The 11491-nt window shown below is 40.1% G+C and carries 14 protein-coding genes; 2 read left to right on the plus strand and 12 right to left on the minus strand.

What is annotated here, in order from left to right; genetic code table 11:
• The first annotated feature begins 17 nt into the window (after positions 1 to 17).
• Positions 18 to 611 (plus strand): CAP domain-containing protein, encoded by a 594-nt coding sequence (locus tag G7058_RS04560; RefSeq protein WP_166062448.1) that lies wholly within the window; start codon positions 18 to 20, stop codon positions 609 to 611.
• A gap of 65 nt (positions 612 to 676) precedes the next feature.
• Here G7058_RS04560 and G7058_RS04565 read toward each other — a convergent pair whose 3' ends face one another.
• The 3 genes from G7058_RS04565 to argS form a co-directional block, all read right to left on the minus strand.
• On the minus strand, positions 677 to 907 hold the full coding sequence (locus tag G7058_RS04565) for a helix-turn-helix domain-containing protein (protein WP_166062449.1): 231 nt from the start codon (positions 905 to 907) through the stop codon (positions 677 to 679).
• Entirely contained in the window at positions 891 to 1934 is a 1044-nt protein-coding gene (locus tag G7058_RS04570; RefSeq protein WP_166062450.1) for a D-alanyl-D-alanine carboxypeptidase family protein, read from the minus strand. Before G7058_RS04570 ends, G7058_RS04565 begins: the two co-directional genes overlap by 17 nt.
• Positions 1935 to 2001: 67 nt before the next feature.
• Positions 2002 to 3693 carry an arginine--tRNA ligase gene (gene argS, locus G7058_RS04575; protein WP_166062451.1) on the minus strand — a complete coding sequence of 564 codons (1692 nt, stop codon included), beginning with the start codon at positions 3691 to 3693 and terminating at the stop codon, positions 2002 to 2004.
• A 230-nt stretch (positions 3694 to 3923) separates the two neighbouring features.
• Between argS and G7058_RS04580 the strand changes: the two genes are divergently transcribed.
• Complete coding sequence (locus G7058_RS04580) at positions 3924 to 4361, plus strand: DUF2188 domain-containing protein (RefSeq protein WP_227004496.1); 438 nt, start codon at positions 3924 to 3926, stop codon at positions 4359 to 4361.
• Here the strand turns inward: G7058_RS04580 and G7058_RS04585 are convergent.
• The 9 genes from G7058_RS04585 to G7058_RS04620 all read right to left on the minus strand — a co-directional run bounded on the left by G7058_RS04585 (position 4358) and on the right by G7058_RS04620 (position 11449).
• On the minus strand, positions 4358 to 4657 hold the full coding sequence (locus tag G7058_RS04585; RefSeq protein ID WP_166062452.1) for a barstar family protein: 300 nt from the start codon (positions 4655 to 4657) through the stop codon (positions 4358 to 4360). The two genes, G7058_RS04580 and G7058_RS04585, sit on opposite strands and share 4 nt — an antisense overlap.
• 2 nt (positions 4658 to 4659) lie before the next feature.
• Positions 4660 to 5019, minus strand: coding sequence for a ribonuclease domain-containing protein (locus G7058_RS04590; protein WP_227004497.1), 360 nt, complete (start codon positions 5017 to 5019; stop codon positions 4660 to 4662).
• Positions 5020 to 5108: 89 nt separating this feature from the next.
• Positions 5109 to 5534: an RING finger protein gene (locus G7058_RS04595; protein ID WP_166062453.1), complete on the minus strand. Its 426-nt coding sequence runs from the start codon at positions 5532 to 5534 to the stop codon at positions 5109 to 5111.
• A gap of 123 nt (positions 5535 to 5657) precedes the next feature.
• On the minus strand, positions 5658 to 6173 hold the full coding sequence (locus tag G7058_RS04600; protein ID WP_166062454.1) for a CarD family transcriptional regulator: 516 nt from the start codon (positions 6171 to 6173) through the stop codon (positions 5658 to 5660).
• A 164-nt stretch (positions 6174 to 6337) separates the two neighbouring features.
• Positions 6338 to 6469, minus strand: coding sequence for a hypothetical protein (locus G7058_RS11965; RefSeq protein WP_264372323.1), 132 nt, complete (start codon positions 6467 to 6469; stop codon positions 6338 to 6340).
• A 580-nt stretch (positions 6470 to 7049) separates the two neighbouring features.
• Entirely contained in the window at positions 7050 to 7907 is an 858-nt protein-coding gene (locus G7058_RS04605; RefSeq protein WP_166062455.1) for a sugar phosphate isomerase/epimerase family protein, read from the minus strand.
• 19 nt (positions 7908 to 7926) lie between these two features.
• Positions 7927 to 9105, minus strand: a complete 1179-nt coding sequence (locus G7058_RS04610) for a Gfo/Idh/MocA family protein (RefSeq protein ID WP_166062457.1) — start codon at positions 9103 to 9105, stop codon at positions 7927 to 7929.
• 1 nt (position 9106) lies between these two features.
• Positions 9107 to 9973, minus strand: a complete 867-nt coding sequence (locus tag G7058_RS04615; RefSeq protein WP_166062458.1) for a helix-turn-helix domain-containing protein — start codon at positions 9971 to 9973, stop codon at positions 9107 to 9109.
• Positions 9974 to 10465: 492 nt separating this feature from the next.
• Positions 10466 to 11449: a diacylglycerol kinase family lipid kinase gene (locus tag G7058_RS04620; protein WP_166062459.1), complete on the minus strand. Its 984-nt coding sequence runs from the start codon at positions 11447 to 11449 to the stop codon at positions 10466 to 10468.
• Between the last annotated feature and the right edge of the window lie 42 nt (positions 11450 to 11491).

Genomic DNA, 11491 nt, shown 5'->3' on the forward strand with positions numbered 1-11491 from the left:
AAAAAGGGGATGAAAAAATGTGGCCTCAGTTTAAACGATTAATGATCTTCTTAATCTTAATATTAGCGGGTTGGTATGCTCTGAAATCAGACCTGGTCCAAAATTATCTTATCCCGCAAGTCAATGAATTTTTGACCTCTGAAGAAAACGCCGAAACGCCGGTAAAACATTCCTTTATTATTCGAAATCCCATTGAAGCACCCGAAGATGTCGATAAAGTCCTCATCCAGGACACCATTTTTCAGCTGACAAACGACTTACGACATGAACAAGGCGCGGAGCCATTGACGCGTAACGATGCGTTAATCCAAGTAGCAGATTTACGTGCCGTTGAAAATGAAACCAGCTTCTCTCACACCCGTCCCGACAATACGCCTTTCTACACAGCTTTGGAAAGTCGCTATGACTACCAGAGAGCCGGTGAAAACTTGGCTATGGGAACGTATCACGGAACGAATGAAGAAATGGCTACCTTCCTCTTCGATGGATGGGTCGAGAGCCAAGGTCACTATGAGAACATGATTGAACCTCTTTTCTCTGAAATCGGAATCGGGGTTCATTATGATGGTGAAATGCTTTATTTAGTTCAAATATTTGGAACCCCACGTTAAGCTGAGCTCGAAATAATATCCGGCCTCGCATCCACTGAGATGCTGAGCCGGATATTTTTCACCCTTTAGTCTTCATCCTTCACGTCTGGGTCTTCAGGAATCGGCGTTTGGTAATATTCATCACGTTCCCGTTTTTTCTTTTCCATTTCTCTAAGAAAAAGATTGAACTGCTCTTGATAAATTAATACTTCGTCATCCACCACTAACGTCCGAATTTGTTGCTCGCGAATCAGACGGATAATCTCATTAACCGGTAAGTTTAAGTACTCTGCTGTTTGCTCAATGGTCAGATACATGGTTCGTCTCCTCCATTAACTGGCGATAAATATTCTCCGCATCTTGAATGTGAATCGGCTCTTCGATGTGACGGTCCTGATCAATCGGAAAGTCCGGAATTGCTTCCGCCCCCGCTGTAATGAGCAGATATTTCTTCCCGTCGACTTGGCCGATAGAGGCCAGACAAAGCCCAGCTTGTTCCGTGAAGCCTGTCTTCCCACCAATTACTGTACCAATCAGCTCTGGGTATTTAAGTAGCGAGTTGAAAACCGTGCTGTTCATTAAGAAGCCCTCTTCATTGATATTCGTAGGCGCTACTTCATGTTGCAAAGTCGTGAATATTTCGTAGAACACAGGATTTTGTAAAGCTCGATACGTCAACGTGGCAATGTCTGCCACACTGGAAACATTTTTCACGTCATGCAAACCCGTTGCATTCGTATAGTGTGTATGTGACAAGCCCAACTCTGCGGCTTTTTCATTCATCAAGGTCACAAACTCCGCTTCCGATCCGGCAATCAGGTAGGCCAACGCTAAGCAAGCATCTGCACCAGATGGCAAAATAGCACCATACAGAAGTTCCCCAACAGTCGTCACTTCGTCTTCCACGAAACCGGTAATCGAAGCTCTGGCTTCGTAGAGCCCTTCAAAATACGCTTCTTCCATTTTCACTTTTTGATTGAAATCGACGACATGATCCAACGCAACCAAAACCGTCATAATCTTTGTCAGAGAAGCCGGAAAGATACGTTCTGTACTCCCTTTTTCCGCCACTGTTTCGCCCGTTTGATAATCAATCAGAATCACATTGGGACTCTTTACCTTCGTAAAGTCAATCCGACTTGCCTCTGCTTTTGGCACGATAATCTCAGGCACGAGCGGCACAATCTCTGTGGCTTTTTCAACAACAGTGGTTTTATTTACAAAGCCTACCAACTCTGAATGATTGTAAAGCGAATACGCACTGATGGCTGCCAAACTCAAAATCGTATTGCGAATAAAACGTGATTGTCTCTTTTTTCGCTTTCTTTTACTCGTTCTCCCCATTGTCTGCCTCCTTTCAAATGAAAGAAATAGACTACTTCAGAAAGCAGTCTATCTCTATCTTTGACTATTACATTCTCTCAGGCGCTTTAACACCTAATAGGCGTAAGCTTTCTTGCAAAATAACACTTGTCGCTTTAACAAGAACAAGACGCGCGTTACGTTCTTCGTCCTCAACCAATACTTTTGTATTTGCATAGTAACGGTTGAATGCTTGTGACAATTGCAGTGAATATTTTGCAATCACAGATGGTTCGAATTTCTCAAATGAAGACATAATGATATCTGGGAAGCTGTTAATCAACTTCAACACACCCCATGCATAATCATCAGCTAAATGAAGCGGTGCAGCCAAGTCCAATTCCACTCCTGCTTTACGTAAAATACTCAAAGCACGTGCGTTTGTATATTGAACATATGGTCCTGTTTCGCCTTCGAATTGGACAACTTCTTCTAGTACAAAGTCGAAGTTATTCAAACGGTCGTTTCTCAAGTCGTGGAAAACAACAGCGCCGACGCCGACTTGTTTTGCCACATCTTCTTTATTTTCCAATGTTGGGTTTTTAAGATTAATTTGTTCCAGAGCAAGGGATGTTGCTTCGTTTAGAACTTCTTCCAGCAAAATCACTTTTCCTTTACGTGTTGAAAGTTTCTTACCACCTTGTGTAATCAAACCAAATGGAATGTGGTGCATGTCATCTGCCCAATCATAGCCCATTTCTTTTAGAACTGCTTTTAATTGTTTGAAGTGGTTCGATTGTTCATTTCCTACTGCGTAGAGCGACAATGCGAAGTCATACGTACGCTTACGGTAGATAGCAGCTGCTAGGTCACGCGTAATATATAAAGTTGCGCCGTCAGATTTTTTAATCAAAGCCGGATTTAAGTTGTATTTTTCCAAATCAACGATTGTTGCACCGCGATCTTGTGTCAACACACCTTTTTCTTCCAACAATGCAATGACTTCATCCATTTTATCGTTGTAGAATGCTTCTCCGTTGAATGAATCGAATTGAATATCAAGCATGTCGTATACAGTCATGAATTCTTTCAAGGACTCAGAACGGAAACGTGTCCATAGCTCTGTTGCTTCTTGATCGCCATCTTCCAGTTTCTTGAACCACGCACGTGCTTCATCTTCCAATTCAGGTTGCTCTTCTGCTACTTCGTGGAATTGTACGTAAAGTTTCAATAGTTCCGCAATTGGATTTTGCTCAACTTTTTCAACGTCTCCCCATTTTTTATAGGCAACGATTAGTTTACCGAATTGCGTACCCCAGTCACCCAAGTGGTTGATTTTGACAGGTTTGTAACCTACTTTTTCAACGATGTTTGCCAATGCATTCCCAATTACTGTTGAACGTAAGTGTCCCATTGACATTGGTTTTGCGATGTTAGGTGAAGACATATCAATTGGAACGGTTTGGCCTTTTCCGTAATCTGATTGGCCGTAATCATCTTTTTGCGTTACAACTTCTTTCAGAATTTCAGCACTGATTACTTCTTTATTTAAGAAGAAGTTTAAGTACGGTCCAACTGGTTCTGTCTTAGAAATAGCTGGGCTGTCAATCTTCTCTGCCAAATCTTGAGCAATCATTTGTGGTGCTTTACGGAAAGTTTTTGCTAAAGAAAACGCTGGGAAGGCAATATCCCCATGTTCTGCGTGCTTCGGTTTTTCCAACAAGCCATATACTTGTTCTTCGCTCAAATGCTCTGCAACATGACGGTGTATTTCGTTTGCTACCAATTTTTTTAAATCCATTATTATGCTCCCTTTTCCTTTTCATTAAAAAAACATCTCCCTTTGCCCCTGCAAAAGAGAGACGTCGGTTCGTTGTCCTCTAAAAATGTCTCACACTTCGTACTTGAATAAATTAAACAAACTGCTCTGTATCCCTATTAATATAGCAAGAAACTATTTAAAAGTCCATTGCTTCTTGCAAAAAAATGGTGTCTGGCTGTCGTTTCTTATACAATGAAGAAAAGGAGTGGATGAAGATACCTTGGACTGAAAATGATTATCCGAACAGTTGGAAAAATCTTACTGCTGATACGCGTAGAAAGGCCATTGATATTGCCAACGCCATGCTCGCCGACGGGTATAAAGACGCAGACGCTATCCCTATTGCAACGGCTCAAGCAAAAAAATGGGCGGAAACTGCTACTGAGTCCGACAAAAAGTCGCTTCGAAGTAAAGATTTATCCGATCACGTGAAAAACACGGATGATAAAGGTGCCATTTATCTTGAGCAAGACGTTCATGTCCGCTACATCCCTGACAAAGAACATTGGGAAGTGAAAACAGAAGGTGCAACCCGTGCCTCAGATACTTTCCCCACAAAGAAAGAAGCTGAGAAACGCGCGCGAGAAATCACTGACAACCGTGATACGAAAGCCATTTTACATACAAAAAAAGAAGCAGAGTCCTAAGATTCTGCTTCTTTCTCTTTCATTTCATACGCATAGACAATTGTCAGCGCATCATTATATTCTTTCACTTCATCAAACAATTGTAAAAGTGATTTGCCATATCGTCCCAAATTTTCTTCGATTGCTTGGGGGTGTTGTACCGTAATTATTTTCTCGGTAAAATCTGTGGTCAAGCAGTCCCATAAGGCATCCAAGTTTCTTCCGTAATGTTCCGGAAGGTCTAATTTATCTTTTAATAAGGTGTGCGTTGTGGCTTTATCGACAAAGGTCCGCCCATCTAAAAGAATATTTTGCATCCTTATTCCTCCCCGTATAACTGTTCGAAAGATTCGTAATGATCAGCGGTATAGTAAATCAGACCATCATTAGAAAAGACAATCCGCTCTGCATTCCGATAGCCACCTTCGTAATTAATGTCCGCTTCGTAGTAATCGCGTCCCGCCTCTTCCGGCAACAATCCCTCACGATTACCGAAATAATCGCCACCGATAGACATCCCCTCTGCAACTTCCCAGAGATTGCCTTTTGCATTATCCCAACCCAATTCACGTGCTTCGTTCTTGGTTAGGTAATTCGGTGGTAATTCTTCATATAAATAAATATATTCTGCTACTTCCTCCTTGGAACTGTACCATTCACCAGAGGTAACAGATTCCATTTCCGTAATCTCATTTTCTAGATAGTCTACGCTTGTACAGGCCGTCAGGAAAAGAAAGAGAAGCGGTATAAGCATTCTTTTCAGAAATTTCACGTTTTTTTCACAAACCTTTCTGAGCAAGATGGACACGTAATCGCGATTTTACCTTTTCCTTTCGGAACCCGCACTTTTTGTTTGCAGTTGGGACACGTATAGAAACGGTATGTTTTTCGTTGGTTAAACTGCTTTTGTTTTTGGTCTACCAAGTTCTTTTGACCGTTGAAATAATTGATAATGCGATTACGGAATGCATGATACTTTCTATTCTGTTGATAGAATTTCTGTTTATCTTTCATAAAGGTACGTGCGTACATTAAGACAATGATAATAAAACCAATCCAGGTAATGATTGGGCTACTTAATAAAAATCCAGCTAATCCAATGACTGCACCTGTTTTTAGGAGGAACTTTGATAAATCGTCGAAGCCATTTGTTTGGCGCATAATATTTTGAATCCACGGTAAAAACTTATTCATAGCATAACATCCTTCTTTTATACTTCATTAATACATACAGTATAACAAATTATCTACCTCTTAATAAATAGTTGTGTCACAGACAAAAAAATAAACCTGGAGCTGGGCCCAGGTTCGCTGTTATTAACTATTCGCTGTTATTTCGTCCACTTTACCTTCAACATATTCTCTTACTTTTCCTTGAGACATATTGAATACGACTGCAAACTCACCGTATAACAAGTCTTCTGCTTTACGAAGGAAAAACTTATCGGTTTGACCCATTTTCTTATTTTTCTCTTCAGCAACTGAGCCTTTGTGATAGATGGATTTGATTAATTGGATTAAATCTTCACAATTATTTTCTTGAAGGGTTTCGGTATATTTATTTTTTAAGATAGCAGCGTTCGTCGGGCCACCCGTTTCAGCCTTAATAGAAGGAATTTGTTTGATTAGATCTTCTGCTGTTTCCCTCGAAATCACAGGCCGTATGAAAACTTTCGTATCAACTGGCGTATAAACCTTACCGTTCCGATTGACTGGCTGAAGTACATAATAGGGCCTCTCTTTTCCAGACTTCGTAAAATCCATCATCTCAATTGCCTCTACCTGACATACGCCTTCATTACCATAAACAACATAATCTTTTACTTGGTACAATGGTATTCCTCCTTATAGACTTCAAGCCAGAACAAGAGGCGGACTGCTCCGCCTCTCATTTCCTACACTTATAAACACATTATACCACATTTGTTGATTTTTAGTAAGTCGATGGAAAACAACACCTATCTGCCGTTATCCATACGTCACAATCCGCGACTTAATTATTTGTGCAATACAGGTCCTTTACGCATAAATCTACCGTCATTTTTCGCTACAGCATTTGTATTATGCTTTGCTCTAGCTTCAGATTTTTTGTTTTTAATTAATTCCATCATTTTTTGTTTTGCATCCATTTTCTACACCGCCATCCTCTTTCTAATCTTTGCTATTCTACCACCAATAGTTTGAAATTACGATAAAAATAAGAAAGTGCTAACTCAAAACTAAAATCCAAAATGCCGTTTGAGTTAGCACTTTAGCTGAGAAAACGCTGACTCAAAACAATATTACGGTCTGAGTCGTCACTTTCACCCAAAAACGCTGACTCAAAACAATATTACGGTTTGAGTCATCACTTTCACCCAAAATCGCTGACTCAAAACGATATTACGGTTTGAGTCGTCACTTTCACCCAAAAACGCTGACTCAAAACGATATTACGGTCTGAGTCGTCACTTTTACCCAAAAACGCTGACTCAAAACGATATTACGGTTTGAGTCATCACTTTCACCCAAAATCGCTGACTCAAAACGATATTACGGTCTGAGTCGTCACTTTCACCCAAAATCGCTGACTCAAAATGATATTACGGTCCGAGTCGTCACTTTTACCCAAAAACGCTGACTCAAAACAATATTACGGTCTGAGTCAGCGTTTTTTATTTGTACTAAAAAACCCCTTGGAGAGGGGGCTCTCCAAGGGGTTTGTAGTTGCTAGAATAATTCAGTATAACCTAATTCTACTAAGTGATCGTATGAAACTTTCAAGCTTTCAAATGGATCAACTCCGTAAGTGTCGTCTTGTTCAACGAGCAAGTAACGCACACCTGATGAAAGTGATTCTTCGATAATCTCTTTCAACGGTAACGAACCTGTTCCTAATTCTGCGAATTCAATCAAGTTAACGAAGCTGTTCATGAACGAGTCTACTTCACCTTTATACAAAGCATCGAATGCTTCTTTAGGTAATTCGCCAATGCGGTAGTCTTTCAAGTGAATTAATTCAACTTTTCCTTTGTAGTCACGGATTACTTCTAATGGATCTGCTCCACCACGTTGAATCCAGTGAACGTCCAATTCGAAACCTAGTAAAGGTGCTTTTTCGCGAATGATATCTAATAAGAATTTACCATCATATTTGCGGAATTCCACATGGTGGTTATGGTAGTACAAAGTAATACCATCTCCTTTTAGCTTTTGAGTCACTTCATTGACTTTTTCACAGAACTCCAATACTAAATCAAGACTTGCCATTGCTGAGATTGGCAGCATACCGATACGAAGTAAGTCAGCATTAACTGCTTTACAATCTGCTACGATTTTGTCATAGTGTGTTGTCAGCGATTCGCCACCTTCAACTTGCGGCTCTAGAGAAGCACTCATAGCAGCTACTTCCATACCGAAATCTTCGCACGCTTTTTTGATTGCAGCGATGTTTTCAGGACTTGTTTCTACTTGTGAAATTTCGACTGATTTGTAACCAATCTCTGATAAACGCTTCATTGTTTCATAGACACCAAGCTCTTGAAACTGTTGTTTAACCGTTGAGCCTTGAACACCAATTTTTGCCATAATTTCTATTCCCTCCAAATTAAGCTTTTGTATCGAATTTACCTTCTTCTTTAATACGCTCGTTCAATAGTTCTAAGTATTGATCTGAATCGTGGTCGTACGCTACTTCTTGGCCTAACCAATCTGATAAGTGCATGGCATTTGCCAAGCGTACGCCGTTAATACCTTCTGCACCAGGTGCTAGTAAGTCTGTCCCTTTTACGATGTGACTCGCAAAGTTATTAATTACTTCGATATGTTGATCACCAAATGCTTGTGTAAATTCTTCTGTAGTCACTGTATACATTTCATCTGCATCCAATTGACCCATGAATAACTTCATAACATCTTCCATAGCCATGTTTTCTGACAATTCAGCTTCAGGCTTCTTAAGTTGAGTTAATGTCATTTTCTTAGAATCTTCTACAATAATCTTACCTTTTGTACCAAAGATTTCAAGACGGTCTGTACCCGTTAGGTCGTTAGTACATGTGATGAATGAACCTGTAGCGCCATTACCAAAGTCCAATAACGCGTTTACTTCGTTCTCAACAACAATGTCACGTCCTGCACCGTATGTCATTTTAGCAAATACTTTTTCTGGCTTTCCACAAATCCATTGTAGCAAGTCCAATTGGTGAGGTGCTTGGTTAACGAGAACCCCGCCACCTTCGCCGCCCCATGTTGCACGCCAGTTACTTTGGTTGTAGTATCCTTGCGGTCTCCACCAAGTTGTAATGAACCAGGTTGCACGTTGCAATTCGCCAATTGCTCCAGCTTCCATCAATTCTTTAACACGACGGTACAATGGGTTTGTACGTTGGTTGAAGAAGATTGCAAATGTCGTTTCAGGATTTTGTTCAGCTGTTTCGATTAAGCGCAAAACTTCTTTTGTATAAACGCCTGCTGGTTTTTCACCTAGTAAGTGGATGCCGCGCTCAAGTGCGTCGATACCCATGCCAACGTGTTCGTAGTGAGGAACAGTTGTAACAATTGCGTTAACTAAACCGGACTCCAACAAGTCCAAGTAGTTATCAAAGAAAGGCATGCCTGGGAAGTCTTCCGCTACTTTATCTTTTTTAGCTGGGTCATTATCACAAATTGCAACCAATTCAACTAAGTCTGATTTTACACGCTCATCTTTTGTTTTGAAAAAGTTAGCATACATGCCACCTTCTGCACCATAACCGATAATTCCTAATTTAACCTTCTCTACCATTTTACATTTCTCCTTGTTCTATATTATTTTTCCGATATTCACTCGGTGTTATTCCAATATTTTTTTTGAAAAAGCGACTGAAATGCGCTTCACTCTTAAATCCACAATCAGCTGATATTTCTCGAATTGATTCGTCCGGTCGTTCAATTAAGAAGTTACGGGCTTGAGAAAGTCGATAATTCATTAGATAATTCATCACTGTATTGCCAGTGATATCTTTGAATAAATGTGACATATACGATTTGGTCAATCCGACTTCGTACGCGACATCTTCTACTGTAATAGAGCGAGCGAAATTTGAGAAAAGATAATTCGATATCTTCTCAACCATTTTGGTTTTGTCATCTCGCAACGTATCTTCTTTCTTAACACGCGTTTCCTTCGATTCATACATATAGATAAGTAACTGAGCAACCATGAGTTTCATCTTTGCTTCTTCCACAGGTGTATATTCTTGCACCACACCTTCTGTATATTCGCCAAAAACGGCCTCAATATCTCGGAACATACCTTCAACGGTGGCCTCGCCTTTCTTGGAAAACTGACGAAGTGTTCCTTTTTTACTCTCATCGAAGAGCGTCAGAACTTCTTCAACCTGTAATTCTTTAAGAAGCGGTTGAATCCAATCTGTTCTAAATTTCAGTAACGAGCGTTCATATGCTAAGGGATCTCCAAAGACATACGCTTTATGAACAACATTACCGTCGAGCATCAATAAGTTCCCTGGTTGCAGATAATAAAATTGATTATCCACGAGGAAGCGACAATTGCCACCATGCAACAACAGTAATTCATTTGAATCATGCGTATTGAAGTCTAGTTCATAAGTAATTCCCTTCTGTCTAGTAGCAACTACAAAATCCTGCAAGGTTGCTTGCCCCTTTCATATGACCTGATTCTATTATAGTCTTTAACCGTTTTCATAACCATGACCTACTCTGTTTTCTTTTATCTTTAATTTGACTCAAAATGCGATTTTTGTCAACCTTTACGGTTAAAAGCTATTATTTACTATATATTGCGGCCATTTAATTATTTACTTTCGGCTATTAATTGATTTTTTAGTCACTTTAACGCTATTTTATCAATTTAACAATACTCTGGATTGTCTCCTATTTTTCGTTTTTGTTTTATATTGGCGTTTTAAATTACTAGTACTTTTTTCACAAAACAGTATTGACGTTGAATGAAGCGGTTTCTAAGTTTGCGGTTATTTTTAAATTAAAAACGCTTTATACGAAATTCCGCATTTTGAGAATACTTTCCAGAGGATAAAAGGCGACTGAGAGAGTTTATTCCTTCTTAGGTTCCTTTTATAAGAACGTAAAGAGGACCGGGAAAATCCCGGTCCTCTGCTACATTATTCTACTGTGTCTTCTTCTAATTGATTCACTGTTTCTAAGAAGGCTGCACGCGGTTCGTTGGCTTCTATTTCACCTATCGGCTCGAAGTAGTTGCCGATGATATTGATATGTTGTTGGTGATTAATGAACGTAACTGGTGCGTCACCGCCATATTCCCCGTCCAAATTCAACATCATTCGATTCGTATCGTGGGAGCGTACTTTCACAAAACTAGTTTTTGCATACAGAACTTGTGGGTGGTCAAAGTGCTTGCCACCATTTAGAACAGCCGACAAAATTTGCAGAATTTCAAAAATATTCGCTGTTTTAATAACAAATAGTGAAAATTTTCCGTCCCCAAGCAGAATGTTGGGATCTAACATTTCGAAACCACCTGTCGAATTGGTCATTGCCACAAAGAACATCGATGCTTTGCCATCATACACACCGCCTTCGTATTCGATATGCATATGAATCGGGCGAACGCTTGGCAACAATTCCGCTCCTTTAACTAAATAAGCCAGGTACCCGAAGGCCGTTTTCAGTTTTGCAGGAACTTGGTACGTTAAATCGGTCAAGTATCCGCCTGCCGCGATGTTTACAAAATAGTGATCATTGGCCTGCCCAATATCCATTGGGATGATGTGATTCGCAGCGATAACTCTAGCAGCATCTACTAAATTATTGCGCGGTATCTTCAATGCACGTGCGTAATCATTAGTGGTGCCGGCTGGTATGATACCGATTTTCGGTCGCTTCTCCAGATCAGCAATCCCATTGATAACGTCATTTACAGTGCCGTCTCCTCCAGCAGCTACAATCAAATCAAAACCTGCTATAGCAGCACGTCTTGCTTCATTTGCTGCAGAGTTCGGTTCTGGTTTCGTTGGAAATGCGCTTGCTTCATAGCCTGCATCTTCCAATATTTCCAAAATATCCAACATGGCTTTTTTTAATTGTTCGCGTCCGGAAGACGGATTATATATAACTCTTGCTCTCATTAGTGACAGCCCTACTTTCAACTTTCTTCGTTCTCATTAAAT

The organism is Jeotgalibaca porci (assembly GCF_011299095.1).
In the GTDB taxonomy this organism is placed as follows: Bacteria; Bacillota; Bacilli; order Lactobacillales; family Aerococcaceae; genus Jeotgalibaca; species Jeotgalibaca porci.

Bases quoted from the DNA above. Each gene is read 5' to 3' on its own strand.
- argS (WP_166062451.1), bottom strand. From the start codon at position 3,693: ATGGATTTAAAAAAATTGGTAGCAAACGAAATACACCGTCATGTTGCA.
- G7058_RS04565 (WP_166062449.1), bottom strand. From the start codon at position 907: ATGTATCTGACCATTGAGCAAACAGCAGAGTACTTAAACTTACCGGTT.
- G7058_RS04605 (WP_166062455.1), bottom strand. From the start codon at position 7,907: ATGGCAAAAATTGGTGTTCAAGGCTCAACGGTTAAACAACAGTTTCAA.
- G7058_RS04610 (WP_166062457.1), bottom strand. From the start codon at position 9,105: ATGGTAGAGAAGGTTAAATTAGGAATTATCGGTTATGGTGCAGAAGGT.
- G7058_RS04585 (WP_166062452.1), bottom strand. From the start codon at position 4,657: ATGCAAAATATTCTTTTAGATGGGCGGACCTTTGTCGATAAAGCCACA.
- G7058_RS11965 (WP_264372323.1), bottom strand. From the start codon at position 6,469: ATGGATGCAAAACAAAAAATGATGGAATTAATTAAAAACAAAAAATCT.
- G7058_RS04560 (WP_166062448.1), top strand. From the start codon at position 18: ATGTGGCCTCAGTTTAAACGATTAATGATCTTCTTAATCTTAATATTA.
- G7058_RS04595 (WP_166062453.1), bottom strand. From the start codon at position 5,534: ATGAATAAGTTTTTACCGTGGATTCAAAATATTATGCGCCAAACAAAT.
- G7058_RS04570 (WP_166062450.1), bottom strand. From the start codon at position 1,934: ATGGGGAGAACGAGTAAAAGAAAGCGAAAAAAGAGACAATCACGTTTT.
- G7058_RS04620 (WP_166062459.1), bottom strand. From the start codon at position 11,449: ATGAGAGCAAGAGTTATATATAATCCGTCTTCCGGACGCGAACAATTA.
- G7058_RS04580 (WP_227004496.1), top strand. From the start codon at position 3,924: ATGAAGATACCTTGGACTGAAAATGATTATCCGAACAGTTGGAAAAAT.
- G7058_RS04590 (WP_227004497.1), bottom strand. From the start codon at position 5,019: ATGGAATCTGTTACCTCTGGTGAATGGTACAGTTCCAAGGAGGAAGTA.